Origin of the sequence: Amycolatopsis sp. (assembly GCF_036008905.1) — a bacterium.
Lineage (GTDB): Bacteria > Actinomycetota > Actinomycetes > Mycobacteriales > Pseudonocardiaceae > Amycolatopsis.
In genome coordinates this window covers 1-19,209 of the sequence record NZ_DASYMU010000131.1, presented here as the reverse complement: position 1 = coordinate 19,209, position 19,209 = coordinate 1, and the positions used below count along the sequence as shown (strand labels likewise).

Below are 19,209 nucleotides of genomic sequence, written 5' to 3'. Positions count from 1 at the left end.
GAACTCATGGTGTCGATCTGGTATCCCGCGAAGACTTCGGCCGGCACACCCTCGCGGTACCTCACGTCGAAGGAATCCGAACTTCTGGCGGCGCTACTGGAAAATCCAAGCGTGCCGACGGACTCGTTCGCCAAGACGAAGACCTACTCCAAAGTGGACAGTCCACCACTCGGCCTGCGCGCACCGCTTGTGGTGCTGTCGCCAGGCTTCATGAGTCACGGTTACGTGGTCGCCGGGATCGGGCACAACTACGAATCGGTCGCCACCTCGTTCCCCGACGGCCACACCACCGAATGCGTGGCATGCGCGGAATCCAGTGACCGCCCCAAAATCGCCCGCGGTCGCGCGGCGGACGTGTCGTTCGTACGCCCTAGGCAAAACAGGGCGCGGCCAGGTGCGTGACTCGTGAGTGGCAACGAGTGTTAGAACACTTGTTGCCACTCACGAGCCACGCTGGGTCGGGAGGTCGCTGCGCTGCACTGTGCGCGTAGGGCCGGTAGCGTTGGGTGACATGAACCGGCTATCGAAGCCAGGCCTCACATTGTTCACGATCGGTGCCGTCGTCATTGTTCTCAACTACGCCGCCAGAGCGGCGTTTCCGGAGCAGTGGGGCGGGGCGAATATCGGCGGTGGGTTGATCCTGATGGCCGCGGGTGTCGTGGTGGTCATCGGCGCCGTGCTCATCGGGGTCAAGTTCCTCAGGGTGAGCTTGAAGAAATGACGTCGTCCGCCTCCGCGTGCAGGGCGGCCAATACGGTCGCCACCGCGGGGCGTGACGACGAACCCGTCCGCATCACCGCTTCGATATGACGCGCGGCGCGGACACCGGCGAGCGGGCGCCGCAGCAGCCCGTGCGTGGTGTCCATGGTGTACCGGGGCAGCAACGCGATCCCGTGCCCGGCGGCCACCAGTGCTTCCGTGATCCGGAAATCGTTGATCCGCTGCACCACCTGAGGCCGGACGCCGGTCCGCACGGTCAACGACCTCAGCACATCGTCGACGGGGAACCCGAAGTCGACGCTGATCCAGCGTTCCCTCGCCAGCTCCGCCAACTCGACCCGGTCCCTGGACGCGAGCCGGTGCCCGGCGGGCAAGGCGACATCGAGTGGTTCGCGCAGCAGGTGGACCACTTCCAATCGCTCGGTGTCGAACGGCGGCGCGTGTTCGTCGCGGTGCGCCACGACGACATCGAAGTCGGCGACCAGCCCCGGGACCTCGGGCGGGGTCATGTCGACGTCCCGGACGTCGATCTCCAGCCCCTCGAACTCGGCGACGCGGTGCAGCAGGCCGGGCAGCAGCATCAGCCCGGCCGACTGGAAGATCGCCAGCCGCACCCGGCCGCGCGGCGCGCTGCGGTAGGTATCGAGCTCCGACTCGGCACGGTCCAGCGCGGCGAGGACGTCGTCCGCGCGGGCGACCAGCGCGCGACCGGCGTCAGTGAGCCGGAGCCCACGCCCGGCCGGTTCGGTCAGCGGCAGCCCGACCTGCGCCTGCAACGCCCGTAGCTGCTGCGACACCGCCGACGGGCTGCAGTGCAGCGCGCGTGCGGCGGCCGTCACACTGCCTCGGTCGGCGAACTCACGCAACGTCCTCAACCTGCCGATATCCACGTCCGCGAGCGTAACTGAAGCACTGCTTCAAGGTTCCTGCAAATATTCTCGATAGTCCTTAACTGTCCACCCAGACACAGTGGAGGCATGTCCCCCCGCGACCGCCTTCTCGCTGCCTTAGTCGCCGTCCTCTGGGGCGCCAATTTCCTGGCCATCCACGTCACCCTCGAGCATTTCCCGCCGCTGTTCGCCGGCGGTCTGCGGTTCCTGATCATCGCGATCCCGACGATCCTGTTCGTGCCGTGGCCGAAGGTGAAGGTGCGCTACCTGATCGGCTACGGCCTCGGGTTCGGCACCGGGCAGTTCGCGTTCCTGTTCATCGCGATGGACACCGGCATGCCGACCGGGCTGGCGTCGCTGGTGTTACAGGCGTCCGCGCCCTTCACCGTGCTGCTCGGGGCGACCTTCCTGCGCGAGCGGGTTTCCGGACGACAGCTGGCGGGAATCACGCTGGCCGTCGCGGGGATGGCACTGATCGGCTGGCAGCAGGCGGGCGACGCGGCGCTGCTGCCGGTGATTTTGACGCTGCTGGGCGCGCTGAGCTGGGCGTTCGGCAACCTGGCCTCGCGCCAGGCCGCCGCGCCGAACCCGCTGCACTTCACACTGTGGATGTCGGTCGTGCCGCCGATCCCGATGATCGCGCTGTCGGTCATCGCGGAGGGCCCCAGTGCGGGGTGGACCGCCCTGACCACGCTGAACAGTCCCAGCGGCTGGGCGGCGATCGGCGGGCTGGTCTACATCGTGTTCGCCGCGACGATCCTCGGCTCCGGGATCTGGACCACGCTCATGGCCAGGAACCCGGCGGGCGTGGTGGCGCCGTTCTCGCTGCTGGTGCCGGTGGTCGGCATCTCACTGGCGTTCTTCGCGCTCGGCGAGCGGCCGACGGTGCTGGAGCTGGTCGCCGCTGTCATCGTCATCGGCGGGGTACTGCTGGGCTCACTGAAGAAGAAGGCGCCGCCCCTGGAAGTCGACACTCCCAAGGCGACGGCGCTCTCCGGCAGCGTTTAGCGCTCGACGGCCGATTCCTTCACCGGGTCGACGGCGGGCTCTTCGTCGTCGTCCTTGCTGTGGGTCATCCGCTTCTTGACCACCAGGCTGATGATCACCCCGGCGATGACGGCGGCGCCGAGGCCGACGTAGGAGAACCGCGAAAGCCACTTCTCAGCCACGATGCCCAGGTAGTACACGGCCGCGGTGGTGCCCCCGGCCCAGACGATCCCGCCGAGCGCGTTCGCGGCGAGGAACTTGCCGTAGGGCATGTGCAGCGAGCCGGCGAGCGGGCCGGCGAGAATACGGAGGAAAGCGATAAACCGTCCAAAGAAGACAGCCCAGACCCCGCGCTTCTGGAAGATCCCCTTGGCTTTTTCGATGTGTTTCGGGCCGAAGTGCTTGGGGAACTTCCGTCCCGCCCAGGCGAACAGCCGGTTTCCGCCCTTGCGGCCGATGGCGTAGCCGATACTGTCACCGACGATCGCGCCGGCGCTGGCGAAGATGCCGATCCACAGAGGATTGACGTCCGCATGCTGCGACGCGAGCAGCGCCGCGCTCACCAGCACGATCTCACCCGGCAGCGGGATCCCCAGACTCTCCACCATGATGACCAGGCCGACGAGCAGATAAACGGACAACGGCGGGATGGTCTCCAGCCATTGATCGATGTGCACTAGCTACCCCTTTGTCCGTTTTCCGCGAATCCCCTTGCCTCCTAAAGGGTACCGGCCGAGATGACCATGGCCACCCCGGTCGCTCCAAATCAGCGCTGGACGCGCAGCGTCTCCGTTGAGGGTGGTGGAGGGAGACGGGTGGGAGCGACCAAAGGTGGCCATGATTTGGTACTTCAGGACTATCCAGAGTGGAACTACAGGGCGACGGCGGCAGCGGCCGGGGGCTCGATGTCCGGATTGAGCCCAAGATCCGCTTCGACCAGTTCGGCCTTCACGGCGTGCCGGTCGATCTTGCCGTCACGGATGTCCTCCGCGAAGTGGCACGCGACCCGGTGTCCCGCACCGATTTCCCGCAGCACCGGACGGTCGGAGTCGCACAGGCTCTCCTGCTTCCACGGGCACCGCGTGTGGAAGCGGCAGCCGCTCGGCGGGTTCGCGGGCGAAGGCAGGTCGCCCGCGAGCAGGATCTGCTCACGGCTGTCCTCGACCACAGGGTCCGGCACCGGGATGGCTGAGAGCAGCGCCCGCGTGTACGGGTGCAGCGGCTCCTCGTACAGCGCGTCCGCGTCGGCCTCTTCGACCAGCGAACCGAGGTACATCACGCCGATCCGGTCGGAGATGTGCCGCACCACGGCCAGGTCGTGCGCGATGACCAAATAGGTCAATCCGAGCTTTTCCTGCAGCTCTTCCAGCAGGTTGACGACCTGCGCCTGCACCGAGACGTCCAAAGCGGACACCGGCTCGTCGGCGACGATCAGGTCCGGCTCGACGGCGAGCGCCCGCGCGATCCCGATGCGCTGACGCTGTCCACCGGAGAACTCGTGCGGATACTTCCGCAGGGAGCTTTCCGGCAGGCCGACCGAGGCGAGCAGCTCGCGCAAGCGCTGGCGAGTGCTCTCCTTGTCCTTGTCCAGGCCATGTGCCTTCATGCCCTCGACCAAAATGGACTCCACCGACTGACGGGGGTCCAAACTGGACATCGGGTCCTGGAAGATCATCTGCATCCGGCGGCGGCCGGTGCGCAGTGCCTCGCCCTTGAGCTTGGCGACGTCGGTGCCGTCGAAGACCACGCTGCCGTTGGTCGGTTCGGTGAGCCGGAGGATCGCCCGGCCCAGCGTCGACTTCCCGCAGCCGGACTCGCCGACCAGCCCGTACGTCTCACCGCGCCGGATCGCCAGGTCCACCCCGTCGACCGCGTAGACATAACCGACCGTTCGGTCGACGACGACCCCGCGCTTGATCGGGAAGTGCACCTTCAAATCTTCGACGGACAGCAGGACGTCACCGGCAGCCGTGTTCAAAGCCTCACTCATCGGGTTCCCTCCCCAGCGGCCACTACCGGCAGCACCGGGTTGTAACAGCGCAGCAGTCCGCCGCGGTCCGGCACCAGGTCAGGAGCCGTGCCACGGCAGGAATCCACGGCGTTCGGGCAGCGGGGCGCGAAGGCGCACCCGTCTTCCCACGGAATGTTGTCGGACACCGAGCCCTTGATGGGGATCAGTTTCTCGCCGCGACCGGCGTCGAGACGCGGGATCGAGGCGAGCAGCCCGTGCGTGTAAGGGTGGCGCGGCTCGGCGAACAACGCGTGGCGTTCCGCGCGCTCGACGATCTTGCCGCCGTAGAGCACGTTGACCTCGTCACACAGTCCGGCGACCACGCCGAGGTCGTGCGTGATCATGATCAGCGCGGTACCCGTGTCCTGCACGAGTTCCTTGAGCAGAGCCAAGATCTGGGCCTGGATGGTCACGTCGAGCGCGGTCGTCGGCTCGTCGGCGATGAGCAGCCGCGGCTTGCAGGCCAGCGCGATCGCGATCAGCGCGCGCTGCCGCATCCCGCCGGAGAGCTGGTGCGGGTACTCGGTGAGCCGCCGGGTCGGGTCGGGGATGCCGACCTTGTCGAGCAGCTCGGCGGCCTCGATCCGCGCCTTCTTCCGGGGCATGTCCCGGTGGCGCTCAAGGACTTCGGTGATCTGCAGCCCGATCGGGATGACCGGGTTCAGCGAGGACAACGGGTCCTGGAACACCATGCCGAGGTCGCGGCCTCGCCGGTTGCGCATGTCCTTGTCGGAGATCTTCAGCAGATCGGTGCCCTCGAAGGAAACCGAGCCGGTCACCGTGTTGCCACGCTTGGCCAGCAGCCGCATGATCGCCAGCGAAGTCACCGACTTGCCACAACCGGACTCGCCGACGAGCCCGACGGTCTGGCCGGGTTCGACGTCGAAACTGACACCGTCCACAGCGGTGAACGACTGTTCGCCGCGACGCTGGAACTTGACGGTCAAATCACGTACTTCAAGAAGAGCCACGGGGTCACCGCCTGTTCTTGGGATCGAGGGCTTCTCGCATCGACTCACCGAGCAGCGTGAACCCGAGTGCCACGATGATGATCGCGATCGCCGGGTAGTACGCGAGTTCGGGGCGGATGTCGAGGAACTGACGCGCGGCCTTGCCGAGCATCAAGCCCCATTCGGCGCGGGACGGGTCGGGGTCACCGAGCCCGAGGAACGACAGCGCGGCCGCCTCGATGATGGACGTCGCCAAGGTCAGCGTGGCCTGCACGATGACCGGGCCCAGCGAGTTCGGCAGCATGTGCCGCAACACGACCGTATGCCGCTTGACGCCCAGCGACGTCGCCGCGAGCACATGGTCCGCGTCTCTCTGGGCGAGCATCGCGCCTCGCAGGAGCCGCGCGAAGATCGGCACGCTCACGATCGAGACGGCGATGATGACCGTCCACTGGTTCGGCTTGGCGAACAGCGCCGCCACCGAAATCGCCAGTAGCAGCGAAGGCACCGAGAGCAGCACGTCGACGAACCGCATGAGCACGGTGTCGACCCAGCCGCCGAACGCGCCGGCCAGCACACCGATGATCATGCCGACCGAGACACCGATCAGCGTCGCGACGACACCGACCAGCAAGGTCTGCTGCGCACCGACGAGCAGCCGCGAAAGGAAGTCACGGCCGAAGTCGTCCACGCCGAGCGGATAACCGGGCATGGACCCGGGAATGATGCCGCGCCCGAGCTGGACCTGGTCCTGCAGCGCGCGGTCGAACGGGTCCTTCGGCGCCAGCAGCGGCGCGAAGATGGCCAGCAGCACGAACAACGCCGTGATGACCGCACCGATGATGGCGACCGGGCTGCGCGCCATCCGGCGGATCGCCTCGGCGGCCAGGCTGCGACCGCCACCGGCCGTCGCGGCCAGCTTGTCGATCGGCTCTTTCTTCTTGTTCAGCAAAGTGTTCATCGGACACGCACCCTCGGGTCGATGAGCCCGTAAGACACGTCGACGAGCATGTTCACCAGGACGTAGACCAGCGCGCCCAACAGGATCAGTGCCTGCAGCCGCGGATAGTCCTTACGCTCGATGCCTTCGGCGAGCAGGAACCCGAGCCCGCGGAAGGTGAAGACCCGTTCGGTCAGCACCGCGCCGCCGAGCAACAAGCCGGTCTGCAAGCCGATCGTGGTCGCCACCGGGAGCAGCGCGTTGCGCAGCACGTGACGGCCGCGGATCGTCTGCTCCGCGAGGCCCTTGGACTGCGCGGTACGGATGAAGTCCTCGTTCATGACGTCGAGCACCGAGGCACGCGTGATCCGCGTGATCACCGCGAGCGGAATGGTCGCCAGGGTGATCGCGGGCAGGATCAGATGCCGGATCGCGTCCCAAACGGCGTCCCATTCCTGGGTGAGGATGCCGTCGAGAATGGCGAATCCCGTGATGTCCGTGGCGTCCAGGCCGGTGGTCAGCCTGCCCTGCGACGGGAGGCCGAGCGGCTCCGCGAGGTTGTTCTGCAGCAGGTAACCGAGGAAGAACACCGGCACCGCGACACCGACGAGGGTGACGACGATGGTCAGGTTGTCGATGATGCCGCCGCGGAACCGCGCCGCGAGGTAACCCAGCGGGATACCGAGGCCGACCGCGATGAACAACGCGGCGAACGAAAGTTCGATGGTCGCCGGCAGGAAGTCGAGGACCTCTTGGACCACCGGCTGCGTCGAGATCAGCGAGTTGCCGAAGTCACCGGTCAGCACCCGGCCGAGGAACTTGATGTACTGCAGGTAGATCGGCTGGTCGAGCCCGAGAATGTGGTTGAGGTTGGCGATCTTCTCCGGCGTGGCCTTGTCGCCGAGCATCGCCCCGGCCGGCCCACCGGGCAGCGCGCGCAGCCAGGCGAAGACGAGAATGGACAGGATCAGAAGCGTCGGGATCGCTTGTAGCAACCGACGCACGATAAATCGGAGCATGGAATTCTGTGCCTGTTTCAGTGGTGGGCCAAAAGGCGGGGGTGCGTGTTGCGCACCCCCGCCCTTCGGTCGACTCAGTAATTAAGGGGAGAGACTATCCCTTGGTCACGGTGTTGAACCGCTCGTCGGTGAGCGGGCTCGCGACAACACCCTTGATCTTCGCGCCGACGACCAGTGCGGGCGTCGGGTAGGCGATCGGAACAGCAGGCATGTAGTCCATGATCTGCTTGTTCACCTCTTCGTACGCCTTGGTGTGGGCGTCACCGACGGCGGCGGCGTCGGCAGCCGCGATCGCCGAGAACAGCGCCGGGTTGTCGAAACCGAACTCCGCCTTCGAGCGGCCGAAGAACGTGCCGACGAAGTTACCGGCGTCGTTGTAGTCACCGGTCCAGCCGAGCAGGTGGACGTCCTGCTTACCGGCCTTCTGGACGTCGTCCTTGTAGCCACCGTTCCACGGCTTGGCGATGGCCTCGACCTTGATGCCGATCTTCTTCAGGTCCTCGGAGATCGCCGTGAACGTGTCCGCCGGGTTCGGCATGTACGGCCGGGTGACCTCGGTCGGGTAGTAGAAGTTCAGCGTCAGGTTGCTGGCGCCGGCGGCGGCCAGCAGCTGCTTGGCCTTCTCCGGGTCGTACGGGAACTGCGGCACCTGGTCGTTGTAACCGGCGATCGCCTTGGGCACGAACTCGGTCGCGACCTCGGAACCTTCGGCCAGCTTCGACTTGACGAACTGCTCACGGTTGATGCCGTAAGCCAGCGCCTGACGGACGCGGACGTCCTTGAGGGCCGGGTTGTTCGCCTGGTTGATGCCCAGGTACAGGATGTTGAACGACGGGCGGATGAGGACCTGGGCGCCATCGTTGCGCAGCAGGGCGTAGTCCGCGGGCGACGGGTAGTCGTAGCCGTCGATGTCACCGGACTTGAGCGCCTGCTTACGGGCGTTCTCGTCGGGGATGACCTTGAAGATCAGCTTGTCGAGCTTCGCGGTGTCCGTGCCACCGGTGCTCTTGACGATCGACACCTCGCCCTTGGCCTGGTCCCAGGCCTCGAACTTGAACGGGCCGGTACCGGTCGGGAACTTGTTCGCGTAGTCGCTGTAGCTGAACGAGTCACCACTCTGCGTCACCGTGTCTGCGTTGTACTTCTGCAGCGCCGTCGGGCTGGAGATGGAGAACGACGGCAGCGTGAACGCGGCGGGGAAAGCACCCTTCGCCTTGTTCAGGTTGATGACGGCCGTCGAGTCGTCCTTGGCTTCACAGGACTTGTAGACCGGGGCGCCGGTGGCGTCGCCTTCGTTCTTGGCGAAGCCCTCGAAGACGTCGCCGTAGTAGATCATCTGGCTCTGGGCGGCGGCGCCCTTCATGTTGAACCAGCGGTCGAAGTTGAAGCAGACGGCCTTGGCGTCGAAGGCGGTGTCGTCGGAGAACTTGACCCCCTTCTTCAGCGAGAAGGTCCAGGTCTTGCCGTCGTTGCTCGGCTCCCACTTCTCGGCGAGCGAGCCCACGACGTCGGCCGTACCGGGCTTGTTCTGGAGGAGCGTGTCGTAGATCTGCCGGGTGATCCGGAAGGTCTCGCCCTCGTCGTTGAAGATCGGGTCGAACATCTTCGGGTTACCGGTGGCACCGAAGACCATCGTGCCGCCCGTCTTGTCACCACCCGCGGCATTGTCGTCCCGCTTGGATTCGGCACAGGCGGACATGGAGACCGCGAGCGCCCCGGCAAGCCCGATCAGGGCTATCCGGCGCGTTCGAGCCACCCGCAATTGCAGCATCTGGCACCCCTTGGGAGATGTTCGGTTTATTCACCCGTCCGGTCGGTCAGGAACGAACGGGGTTCAGGTTTGTTCGCAGACCCTAGCCGTTTGAACCCCGGCACTTAAGTGCGCGAGATTACGATCGCGCTACGTGGCGGGCCTTTTGACCGCAAAGTGTTGATTATCAATCACTTAAGGTAATGGTTACCCTTCCGATACCGCAGGTTGTCCAGTTTTGTCAGCCGCGAACCAACCACGTTCGAATGCCTGCCACGCCCGCAGCGGTCCTCTGCTGCTTTCGCCGTCGCGAGCCACCGCCCGTTCGAGCCGAACTGCCTGATCAGGGCCTTCCAACCAGCAAAGACAAGACAGTAGGGGCCGGACCGAAGATCGGCCAGACGAGACACCTTCGAGCACGAGGACGTCCGGTACCTCGACCGTGACCAGGGCTCCCAGCTGCGGCGATCCGGTGGTCCAGTCCATGCGACGGTATCGGCCGGGACGCCCGGCGCGCAACGGTTCCAAGACGCCTTCCACGAGCCTCGGCCACCACGAAACCGGGTGTTCCCAGGTCGCGAACTCATCAGTGCGGACAAGTGCGCTCAGGACGTCTCGGTCGCGCAATTCCGTTATTACCGCAGCTGCCAGCGTCGACTTGCCCGAACCGGAAGGGCCGTCAATGGCGAGGAGCCGCACGCGGCCCAAACGAGGCTCGGCGGCCAACACCCGCCGAGCCACCTCCCGCGCTTCCACTGCTTACATGGCGCGACGGCCGGAAAGTGCGCGGCCCAGCGTCAGTTCGTCGGCGAACTCGAGGTCGCCACCCATCGGGAGGCCCGAAGCCAGGCGGGTGACACTCAGGCCGGGGAAGTCACGCAACATCCGGACGAGATAGGTCGCCGTCGCTTCGCCCTCGGTGTTCGGGTCGGTGGCGATGATGATCTCGGAGATCTCCGCGCCACCGATCCGCGCCAGCAGCTGCCGCATGCGGAGCTGCTCGGGGCCGATGCCCGACAACGGGTCCAGCGCGCCACCGAGTACGTGGTAGCGCCCTTTGAACTCCCGGGTGCGCTCGACGGCGAGCACGTCCTTCGGCTCCTCGACCACGCAGATGACCGTCAGGTCGCGGCGCGTGTCACGGCAGATGCGGCACTCGGTCTGCTCGGAGACGTTGCCGCAGATCTCGCAGAACTGCACGCCTTCCTTGACCTTGCCGAGTACTTCCTGCAAGCGCCCGATATCCGCGGGATCGGCGGCCAGCAGGTGGAACGCGATCCGCTGGGCGCTCTTCGGACCGACGCCGGGCAGCCGCCCGAGCTCGTCGATCAGGTCCTGGACTACACCCTCGTACAAGCTATGCGCCCGGCAGACCGAGGCCGCCGAGACCACCGAGGTCCGGCATGCCGCCACCGAGGCCGCCGGCCAGCGGGCCCAGCTTCTGCTCGGTGAGCTTCTGCGCGTTGGCCGAGGCGTCCCGGACCGCGGCGACGACGAGGTCGGCGAGGGTCTCGGTGTCTTCGGGGTCGACGACCTTCGGGTCGATCACGAGGCCCTTGAGCTCCATGCCACCGGTCACGGTCGCCGTGACGAGGCCGCCACCGGAGGTACCTGTCACCTCGGTGTTCGCCAGTTCTTCCTGGGCTTCGACCAGCTTCTGCTGCATCTGCTGGGCCTGCTGCAGGATCTGGCCCATATCGAAGCCACCACCGGGTTGCACCATGATCTTCAGCGATCCTCTCCTGGAATGCACGTGCCTCCCAGCCTAGCCGCCGACGGTGTGACACCGTGGTCGCCGTGCGAGTGCGAGCAAGTTTTCTGGCCATCACGGGTTTGCTGCTGCTCACGGGCTGCGAATCCCCAGTGGGCGGCGCGGCGGCTCCCAGCGTGTCGACGTCCGCTCCGAGCCCGATCACCAGCAGTTCTTCGCCGCCTCCCTCAAGCACCTCTTCTTCTGCGCCGTCGTCGTCCGCGTCGTCCGCGCCGGCGCAGGTGCCCGGGTCGAAGGTCGTGGTGCTGGACGCGGGGCACAACGGCGGCAACGGGTCGCACGCGGCGGAGATCAACAAGCTCGTCCCGGCCGGGCGCGGCGAGATGAAACCGTGCAACACCACCGGGACCTCGACCAACGCGGGCTATCCCGAGCACGCGTTCACCTTCGACGTCACGCAGCGCGTGGGCGCCGCGCTGGCGGCGAAGGGCGTCAAGGTCGTCTACACGCGGACCGATGACAAGGGCATCGGCCCGTGCGTCGACAAGCGTGCGGCGACAGGCAATTCGGCCAACGCGGACGCCGTCGTGTCGATCCACGCGGACGGTTCGACCGCGGCCGGCTCGCGCGGCTTCCACGTCGCGTACTCGTCGCCGCCGCTCAACGCCCAGCAGGGCGAGCCGTCCACCAGGCTCTCGAAGACGTTGCGCGACGGGCTGCGGTCCGCCGGTTTCCCGCCGGCCAACTACATCGGCAAGGACGGCCTCGCGCCGCGTGCCGACCTCGGCGGGCTGAACCTTTCGACCCGGCCCGCCGCGCTCGTCGAATGCGGCAACATGCGCAACGCCGGCGAGGCCGCTTCGATGACCAGCGCCGACGGGCGGCAGAAATACGCCGACGCGATCGCCGCCGCCATCGAAACCTACCTCGGCTGAAAGACCCAGTGGTTGCTTCGCAGCACCCGCCCGGCGAACGTCTTTTCCTGCTCTCCCAAGAACTCGAAGCCGAGTGAGCGGCAAATCCCGTTGGACGGCCCGTTCGTGATGCCGGGGAACGCGTGAATGGGGCCCCAGCGGGCTTCCGCGCGGGCCAGCAGCTCACGCACCGCGGCCTTGGCCAGGCCGCGTCCCTGGAACTCGGGCAGCACCATCCAGCCGATCTCGGACAGGCTCTCGTCCTGCCACAAGGTGACGGTTCCGGCGACGACGTCCGGAGCGGTTTCGTCGGGGATGATCATCTTCATCCACGAGATGCCCTCGGCGGCTTCCTTCGCGTCACGGGCGACTTTCGCCGCCATGCCTTCGCGAGGCAGCGGGCCACCGAGGTCGGCCATCATGACCGGGTCGCAGCGCATCCGGACGTAGCTCTCGACGTCCCCCGGCACGACATCACGCAACACCATCCGGCGCTTCTCGTTCACGCCTCGAACCTAGCGCCCCCACTCGCCCGACCCGCCACTTTCCCTTCACGCCCTACGCGAACGCCGTCGCCATCTGTCGACAGATGGCGAACTCAGGTTCCCCGAGGTGCTATTCGAGTTCGCGGGCGCCGAGTTGTTCGGCGAGCAGTTTCTGCGCCAGGACGTCTTGTGCGTCGTCGGCGACCTGCTCGGGTGTCGGCGGCGCGGGGCTCGAGTCCTCGGAGTACAACTCCTCGTCGTCCTCGACGGGTTCCGGGGGCAGCGGGATGTCCGGCTCGGTGGTGACGGGCTTGGGCGCGGGGCGTTCCACCTGGGCCGGGGGCCGGTCCTGCCGGGCCGGTTCGGCGGCGGGTGCCGCGGGCGCCGCCGACGGACGGCTGTACGAGCGCTGCTGACCGGCCGGAGGTGCCGCGGCCTGCGGACGGGCCGCGGGGGCGGCCGCCTTCGCCGGGGCGGCCGCCGGCGTGCCGTGCACGCACCGGACCTGCCATTCGCCGCCGAGCACGGTGCCCAGCGCGGCTGCGATCTTCTCCGCGTTGTGTACCTCGGAAAGCCTGCGCGCCAACGGTTCCGCGTTATGCGTCAACGTCACCGCGGTGCCTTCGACGCTGTACACGGTGGCCTGGGTGAGCATGGCTTCGGTACTGCGGCCGCCGGGGATCTTGCGGATCGCGGCGAGCAGGTCGGGCCAGACACGGCGTACCGCGGCGGCGTCGATCCCGCCGGCGGACTCCACCGCGGGCTCTTCGACCGGCGCGGGCGCGGCTGCGGCGGGAACCGGTTGCCGTTGCGGGGCAACGGGTTCTGGTGCGGGTGCCGCCTCCGGGGGCCGCTGCGACGGACGCTGGTAGCCGCCGTTCGACGACAACGCCGGAGCCGGGGGAAGCGCCGCGGCCACGGGAGCCGCCGGGGCTTGCGCGGGCCGGGCGGCGACCGGCGCGGGCTGAGCGGCGACGGGTGCCGCGGGAACAGCGGCGGCGGCCGTGCCCGGCGACGGGGTGCCCCCGGCGGTGACGCGGCGCTCCAGGCGTTCGAGACGTTGCAGCATGGCCGCTTCGCCCTCGGTCGCCGAAGGCAGCAACATCCTGGCGCACAACAGTTCCAGCACCAGCCGGGGCGCGGTGGCCCCGCGCATCTCCAGCAGTCCATTGTGGACGATCTCGGCGTACCGGGACAGCGTGGCCAGCCCGATCCGCTCGGCCTGCGCGACCATCCGGGCGAGATCGTCCTCGGGCGCGGACACCAGCCCGCGCGTCGCCGCGTCCGGCACCGAACGCAGCATGACCAGGTCACGCAGGCGATCCAGCAGGTCCGTGGCGAAGCGGCGCGGCTCGTGACCGGCCTCGGACAGCTTCTCGACCGTGCCGAACACGGCCGTGGAGTCGTCGGCGGACAGGCCGTCGACCATGTCGTCGATCAGCGCGACATCGGTGACGCCGAGCAGCGAAACCGCCCGGCTGTAGTCGATACCGTCCGGCCCGGCGCCGGCGAGCAACTGGTCCAGCACAGACTGCGTGTCCCGGGCCGAACCCCCACCCGCCCGGATGACCAGCGGATACACCGCGGGATCGACCGTGACGCCCTCGGCGGCGACGTTGCGTTCCAGCAGCGCGCGCATCGAGCTCGGCGGGATCAGCCGGAACGGATAGTGGTGCGTCCGCGAGCGGATGGTGGGGAGCACCTTCTCCGGCTCAGTGGTCGCGAAGATGAAGATGACGTGCTCGGGCGGCTCTTCCACGATCTTCAGCAGGGCGTTGAAGCCCTGCGTGGTGACCATGTGCGCCTCGTCGATGATGAACACGCGATAGCGCGCGTCGGCGGGCGCGTAAAAGGCGCGGTCGCGCAGCTCACGGGCGTCGTCGACACCACCGTGACTGGCGGCGTCGAGCTCGGTGACGTCGACGCTGCCGGAGCCCTCCGGCGCGAGCGCCTTGCACGAGTCGCACTCGCCGCACGGGTCCGGTGTCGGGCCCTTCTTACAATTGAGCGAACGCGCCATGATCCGCGCGCTCGACGTCTTCCCGCAGCCACGAGGGCCCGAGAAGAGGTAGGCATGGTTGATGCGACCGGACGACAGCGCCGTGCGGAGGGGTTCGGTCACATGCTCTTGGCCGACCACCTCGGCGAAGGTCGCCGGACGGTACTTGCGGTATAGCGCTAGAGCCACGCAGCGAGACTACCGGCAGGGACCGACAGCGTTCGGTGTGGCCGTCATCGGTGCCCGGCTGACCCCGCTGAAAATGAAAGCGGACCCCGCGCACCCGTCAGAGCCTGCTTATCCTTGCTGCCTTCCGGCCCTGGGGAGGTTCGCAGGGTGGACGCCGCGCGGGGCCCGTGGACAAGTGTAGCGACCCCTCGCACCGAGGGTCGCAGGTGGCCGCGATCAAGCGCGCCACCTGCGGTTACTTGGTCAGGTCGTAGACGGTCGCGCCGCCGACAGTGGTGGGGCTGAAGGTCGACTCGACCCAGGCCGTGATCTCCCCCGACCCGCCCCGTCCGCCGAAACCGCCCATCCCGCCCGCGACGAAGTACGTGATATCCCCGGCGGCGACGTACTGCTGGAACTGCTCCAGCGTGGGCGCCGGGTCGCCGCCGTTGAAGCCGCCGATGGCCATCACGGACTTGCCGGTCGGCAGGGCCAGTCCGGCCGCCTCCTGGGAGCCGCTCGCCGCGGCGGCCCACTTGGTGGTGGTCGCGTTGAGCAGCGCGTCGAGCTCGGGGTTCGACTGACCTTCGCCACGCCCGCCGAAACCGAGCCCGGTCTCGGGGCCCGACGTCGGGATCGGCCCGGTGTGCGCGGTGGCCGCGGTGGTGACCGTGAAGGCCGCGGGAGCGAGCAACCCGCCGATGAGCGCGACAAGAGCGACAGCGGGTGCTGCGCGGCGAAGCCGGTCGACGCCGAGCAGCAGGGCGAAGACGCCCACAGCGACCAGCACGAGCGTGGTGTAGCGCACCCATGGCTGCCACGATGTGGTGCGGGACAACAAAATAAAGCCCCACACCCCGGCGGACGCGAGCATCAAGGCCAGCGCCACGCGGGCGGAGAAGTTACGACGTCCGCGCCACAGTTCGACACCGCCGATACCGATCAGTCCGGCGATCCCGGGTGCGAGGGCCACCGTGTAGTACGGGTGGATGATGCCGCTCATGAAGCTGAAGACGGCCATGGTCACGACCGTCCAACCGCCCCACAGCAGCAGTGCGGCACGGGTCCGGTCGGTACGCGGCGCGTAACGGGTGAACCACAGCCCCGCGACGAGACCGATCAGCGCGGCCGGGAGCAACCAGGAGATCTCCGCGCCGAAGGTCTGGTCGAACATCCGGCCGAATCCGGTCGCACCACCGAACATGCCGCCAGGGCCGCCCGCCTGACCGCCGCCCGCGGTGCCGCCGGGATTGCCGTCACCACCCAGGATCCGGCCCAAACCGTTGTAGCCCAAGGCGAGTTCGAGCGCGCTGTTGTCCGTGGAACCACCGATGTACGGCCGGTCCGCGGCGGGCCACAGCGAAACCGCGGCGACCCACCAGCCCGCCGAGACGAACACAGCCGCGGCCGCACCGAAGAGCTGCGCGATCCGTTTGCCCAGCGACGTCGGCGCCGCGACGAGATACGCCAGCACGAAAGCGGGCAGTACCAGGAAAGCCTGCAACATCTTGTCCAGGAAACCGAAGCCGATCGCGGCTCCGGCGAGCAACAGCCATTTCGTGCTCGCCGTCGCGATCGCGCGGACCGTGCAGTACGCGCCCGCGACCATCAGCAGCACGAGCACGGAATCCGGGTTGTTGAAGCGGAACATCACCGCGGCGACCGGAGTCAACGCGAGCACGGACCCGGCGAGCAGGCCCGCGGCCGGGCCGTTCGTGCGGCGCACGGTCAGGTAGAGCAGCCCGACGGAAGCGACGCCCGCCAACGCGTTCGGCACGAGCATGCTCCAGCTCGAGAAGCCGAAGATCCGCCCGGAAAGACCCATCAGCCACAGCGAAGCGGGCGGTTTGTCGACCGTGACGATGTTGCCCGGATCGAGTGAACCGAAGAACCACGCCTTCCAGCTCTGTGTCCCCGCTTGGACGGCCATCGCGTAGAAACTGTTGGCGTAGCCGTTTTGCGCGAGGTTCCACAGATACAGCGCCGCGGTCACGGCGAACAGCAGCGCGACGGCCGGGCGGATCCATTTCGGTCGCCCGGTGACCGGCGCTTCGGTTTTCGTGTCCGGGGTCTGGGTGAGCACGCTCGTCATGACCATCAAGGTGCCGTTCGCCGTTGTGCCTGACTTGTGGCTTCCCTGTGCGCTAGCTGTGAACCACTGGGAGCATCACGCGGAACTCCGTCCGTCCGGGTTTGCTCCACACCCGGACGGCCCCGCGGTGGGCGGCGACCACGGCCGCGACGATCGCCAGCCCGAGGCCGGTGCTCCCCGCCGCCCGGGACCGCGAATTGTCGCCGCGGGCGAACCGTTCGAACACCTCCGGCAGGATTTCCGGCGGAATTCCCGGGCCGTTGTCGGCGATCACCAGTGTCACCGCATGGTCGCTTGTGGACAGTGCGGCGGTGACCTCGGTACCGGGCGGCGTATGCGATCGAGCGTTGTTCAGCAGGTTGATCACGACCTGGTGCAGCTGGTCGCCGTCGCCGAGCACGCTGATCGGCTCACCGGGAACGTCCAGCAACCACCGATGATCCGGCCCGGCGACATGCGCGTCCGCGACCGCGTCGGCGACCAGCCTGGAAAGATCGACCGGCTCGTGCACCACCGCCCGTCCGGAGTCGAGCCGTGCGAGCAGGAGCAGATCCTCGACCAGCGTGGTCATCCGCGCCGACTCCGACTCGACGCGGCTCATCGCGAAGGCAATGTCCGGCGGCACGGTTTCCTTGCTGCGCCTGGTCAATTCCGCGTACCCGCGAATGGCGGCCAACGGTGTCCGAAGCTCATGGCTGGCGTCGGCCACGAATCGCCGGACCCGGCTTTCACTTGCCTGGCGCGCGGTGAGCGCGTTCGACACGTGCCCGAGCATCCGGTTCAGCGCGTGCCCGACCTTGCCGACCTCGGTACGGGTATCAGTGTCCACTTCGGACACCCGGACGGAAAGCGCCACCTCGCCCCGATCCAGTGGCAGTTCGGCGACCCGGCTCGCCGTCGCCGCCAGCCGGTCTAGCGGCAGCATGGTCCGGCGGATGGTCATCGCGCCGACCGCGCCCGCGAGCACGAGCCCGGCCAGCGCGACCCCGCCGAAGATCCAGCCCAGCCGCCATAAAGTGTCCGAAACGTCCTTGGCGGGCAGGCCGATGATCAAGATGTCGCCCTTGGGCGTCCGGTTCGACACGATCCGGTAGTCGCCGAGCGAGGTACCGAGGTTCTGGGTGTGCTTGACGCCGTTGGGCGACAGGTTCACCAACGCTGTCAGCTGGTCCTTCGACAGCGTCGGACCGGAACCAGCCGAATTGTCCAAATTGGACGCGAGGACCCCGGCGTTGATCGTCCCGTCCTTGTCGATGTGCACCACGAGCGTGCCTATCTGCTGCCCCGCCACGCGCAACGCGTCCGGCTGCCGCCCCGGCCCGAGCCCGTCCGATGGCGGCGGTGGCCGGTTTCCGCGCTCGGTGGTCTGGGTGAGCCTGCCGTCTAGCTGGCTGATCAGGAAGTCACGCAACGCGAGCTCCGTGACCACGCCGACGATCAGGCAGACGAGCGCCAGCATCGCCGCGAGCTGCACGATCAGGCGGCGGCGCAGGGACCACGGCCGCCCGAGCCGTCGCTCAGGTCGCGGGCTTGAGGACATACCCGGCGCCCCGCATGGTGTGGATCATCGGCTCCCGATCGGCGTCGATCTTCTTACGGAGATAGGAAATGTAGAGCTCGACGATATTCGCCTGGCCGCCGAAGTCGTAGCTCCACACCCGATCGAGGATCTGTGCCTTGCTCAAGACTCGTTTCGGGTTGCGCATGAGGTACCGCAGGAGCTCGAATTCGGTCGCCGTCAACGGCACCAGGTCGCCGCCGCGGTGGACCTCGCGGCTGTCCTCGTCGAGCGTCAGGTCTCCGACGACGAGCGCCGAACCCCTCCCCGACGAAACGCCGTTCGCCCGGCGCAGCAGCGCGCGCAGGCGCAGCGCGACCTCCTCGAGGCTGAACGGCTTGGTGACATAGTCGTCGCCACCGGCGGTCAGCCCGGCGATGCGATCCTCGACGGCGTCCTTGGCCGTCAGGAACAACACCGGCAAGTTGGGCGATTCGGCGCGCATCCGCCGCAGCACTTCGAGGCCGCTGAAATCGGGCAGCATGACGTCGAGCACGACCGCGTCCGGGCGGAACTCCCGCGCCATGCGGATCGCCTCGGTGCCGTCGCCGGCGCTGCGGATCTCCCAGCCCTCCATGCGCAGCGCCATGGAGACCAGTTCGGCCAGTGTCGCCTCGTCGTCGACGACCAGCACTCGCACGGGCGTGCCGTCCGCGCGGCGGAGGTCTGCCTTGCCCTGGTCTGACGAAGCGCCGTTCATACTGGTCATGGTGCCATGATCGGCTAGTTCCGTAAGTTCGAGCTGTGCCGCCGCTGTGCTTCTCCTGTGAGGATTCCAGGGCTTATCCACAGCGCGCGCCCACCCATCGCACAGCTCAGGCACAGCCCCGGTGACCACGCTGGTCGGCAACTGGACACGACCGGAGGAATCGACGATGAGCACCGAACCGACCGTCCCACCGCAGCCCGCCGGGTGGGGCGACCCGCCGCCCGCCGCTGAACCGGGCGCGAAGAAAGGCTGGACCGGCCGCAAAACCGCGGTCGCCGTCGGAGTCGCCGTGTTGATCGCGGCCGG

The 19,209-nt window shown here is 67.7% G+C and carries 18 protein-coding genes, 1 other RNA gene and 1 pseudogene; 4 read left to right on the top strand and 16 right to left on the bottom strand.

Annotated elements, in window-relative coordinates:
- Together VGP60_RS22900 and VGP60_RS22895 are read left to right on the top strand one after the other, a co-directional pair.
- Positions 1–402 (top strand): annotated as a pseudogene (locus VGP60_RS22900) (alpha/beta hydrolase); the annotation flags it as partial.
- 109 nt (positions 403–511) lie between these two features.
- On the top strand, positions 512–721 hold the full coding sequence (locus VGP60_RS22895; RefSeq protein WP_327550113.1) for a hypothetical protein: 210 nt from the start codon (positions 512–514) through the stop codon (positions 719–721).
- On the opposite strand, the gene VGP60_RS22890 is transcribed toward VGP60_RS22895, so the two are convergent.
- The gene (locus VGP60_RS22890) at positions 699–1,610 is read right to left on the bottom strand and encodes a LysR family transcriptional regulator (RefSeq protein WP_327550112.1); all 912 of its coding nucleotides are present in this window, start codon (positions 1,608–1,610) and stop codon (positions 699–701) included. The two genes, VGP60_RS22895 and VGP60_RS22890, sit on opposite strands and share 23 nt — an antisense overlap.
- Before the next feature lie 87 nt (positions 1,611–1,697).
- Between VGP60_RS22890 and VGP60_RS22885 the strand changes: the two genes are divergently transcribed.
- Positions 1,698–2,618, top strand: coding sequence for an EamA family transporter (locus VGP60_RS22885; protein WP_327550111.1), 921 nt, complete (start codon positions 1,698–1,700; stop codon positions 2,616–2,618).
- Here VGP60_RS22885 and VGP60_RS22880 read toward each other — a convergent pair.
- The 9 genes from VGP60_RS22880 to VGP60_RS22840 all read right to left on the bottom strand — a co-directional run bounded on the left by VGP60_RS22880 (position 2,615) and on the right by VGP60_RS22840 (position 10,990).
- Positions 2,615–3,274 carry a DedA family protein gene (locus VGP60_RS22880; protein ID WP_327550110.1) on the bottom strand — a complete coding sequence of 220 codons (660 nt, stop codon included), beginning with the start codon at positions 3,272–3,274 and terminating at the stop codon, positions 2,615–2,617. The genes VGP60_RS22885 and VGP60_RS22880 overlap by 4 nt on opposite strands.
- A gap of 194 nt (positions 3,275–3,468) precedes the next feature.
- Entirely contained in the window at positions 3,469–4,587 is a 1,119-nt protein-coding gene (locus VGP60_RS22875) for an oligopeptide/dipeptide ABC transporter ATP-binding protein (protein WP_327550109.1), read from the bottom strand.
- Positions 4,584–5,579 (bottom strand): ABC transporter ATP-binding protein, encoded by a 996-nt coding sequence (locus tag VGP60_RS22870; RefSeq protein WP_327550108.1) that lies wholly within the window; start codon positions 5,577–5,579, stop codon positions 4,584–4,586. The genes VGP60_RS22875 and VGP60_RS22870 overlap by 4 nt, the downstream gene beginning before the upstream one ends.
- A gap of 4 nt (positions 5,580–5,583) precedes the next feature.
- Positions 5,584–6,519 (bottom strand): ABC transporter permease, encoded by a 936-nt coding sequence (locus VGP60_RS22865; protein WP_327550107.1) that lies wholly within the window; start codon positions 6,517–6,519, stop codon positions 5,584–5,586.
- The gene (locus VGP60_RS22860) at positions 6,516–7,517 is read right to left on the bottom strand and encodes an ABC transporter permease (protein ID WP_327550106.1); all 1,002 of its coding nucleotides are present in this window, start codon (positions 7,515–7,517) and stop codon (positions 6,516–6,518) included. Before VGP60_RS22860 ends, VGP60_RS22865 begins: the two co-directional genes overlap by 4 nt.
- 94 nt (positions 7,518–7,611) lie before the next feature.
- Complete coding sequence (locus VGP60_RS22855; protein ID WP_327550105.1) at positions 7,612–9,288, bottom strand: ABC transporter substrate-binding protein; 1,677 nt, start codon at positions 9,286–9,288, stop codon at positions 7,612–7,614.
- 186 nt (positions 9,289–9,474) lie between these two features.
- Positions 9,475–9,996 carry a uridine kinase gene (locus VGP60_RS22850; RefSeq protein WP_327550104.1) on the bottom strand — a complete coding sequence of 174 codons (522 nt, stop codon included), beginning with the start codon at positions 9,994–9,996 and terminating at the stop codon, positions 9,475–9,477.
- Between the two features lie 30 nt (positions 9,997–10,026).
- Positions 10,027–10,623 carry a recombination mediator RecR gene (gene recR, locus VGP60_RS22845; protein WP_327550103.1) on the bottom strand — a complete coding sequence of 199 codons (597 nt, stop codon included), beginning with the start codon at positions 10,621–10,623 and terminating at the stop codon, positions 10,027–10,029.
- 1 nt (position 10,624) lies between these two features.
- Positions 10,625–10,990, bottom strand: coding sequence for a YbaB/EbfC family nucleoid-associated protein (locus VGP60_RS22840; RefSeq protein ID WP_327550102.1), 366 nt, complete (start codon positions 10,988–10,990; stop codon positions 10,625–10,627).
- Positions 10,991–11,055: 65 nt separating this feature from the next.
- Here VGP60_RS22840 and VGP60_RS22835 point away from each other — a divergent pair, with 65 nt between their 5' ends.
- Positions 11,056–11,913, top strand: a complete 858-nt coding sequence (locus VGP60_RS22835; RefSeq protein WP_327550101.1) for an N-acetylmuramoyl-L-alanine amidase — start codon at positions 11,056–11,058, stop codon at positions 11,911–11,913.
- Here the strand turns inward: VGP60_RS22835 and VGP60_RS22830 are convergent.
- The 6 genes from VGP60_RS22830 to VGP60_RS22805 all read right to left on the bottom strand — a co-directional run bounded on the left by VGP60_RS22830 (position 11,901) and on the right by VGP60_RS22805 (position 18,903).
- Positions 11,901–12,398 carry a GNAT family N-acetyltransferase gene (locus tag VGP60_RS22830; protein WP_327550100.1) on the bottom strand — a complete coding sequence of 166 codons (498 nt, stop codon included), beginning with the start codon at positions 12,396–12,398 and terminating at the stop codon, positions 11,901–11,903. The two genes, VGP60_RS22835 and VGP60_RS22830, sit on opposite strands and share 13 nt — an antisense overlap.
- A gap of 109 nt (positions 12,399–12,507) precedes the next feature.
- Entirely contained in the window at positions 12,508–14,565 is a 2,058-nt protein-coding gene (locus VGP60_RS22825; RefSeq protein WP_327550099.1) for a DNA polymerase III subunit gamma and tau, read from the bottom strand.
- Between the two features lie 74 nt (positions 14,566–14,639).
- Positions 14,640–14,736, bottom strand: an RNA gene (ffs, locus tag VGP60_RS22820) — signal recognition particle sRNA small type.
- A gap of 64 nt (positions 14,737–14,800) precedes the next feature.
- Positions 14,801–16,636, bottom strand: a complete 1,836-nt coding sequence (locus VGP60_RS22815) for an ArnT family glycosyltransferase (protein ID WP_327550098.1) — start codon at positions 16,634–16,636, stop codon at positions 14,801–14,803.
- A gap of 52 nt (positions 16,637–16,688) precedes the next feature.
- Positions 16,689–18,176: a sensor histidine kinase gene (locus VGP60_RS22810; protein ID WP_327550097.1), complete on the bottom strand. Its 1,488-nt coding sequence runs from the start codon at positions 18,174–18,176 to the stop codon at positions 16,689–16,691.
- Complete coding sequence (locus tag VGP60_RS22805) at positions 18,154–18,903, bottom strand: response regulator transcription factor (RefSeq protein WP_327550096.1); 750 nt, start codon at positions 18,901–18,903, stop codon at positions 18,154–18,156. The genes VGP60_RS22810 and VGP60_RS22805 overlap by 23 nt, the downstream gene beginning before the upstream one ends.
- Positions 18,904–19,209: the final 306 nt, after the last annotated feature.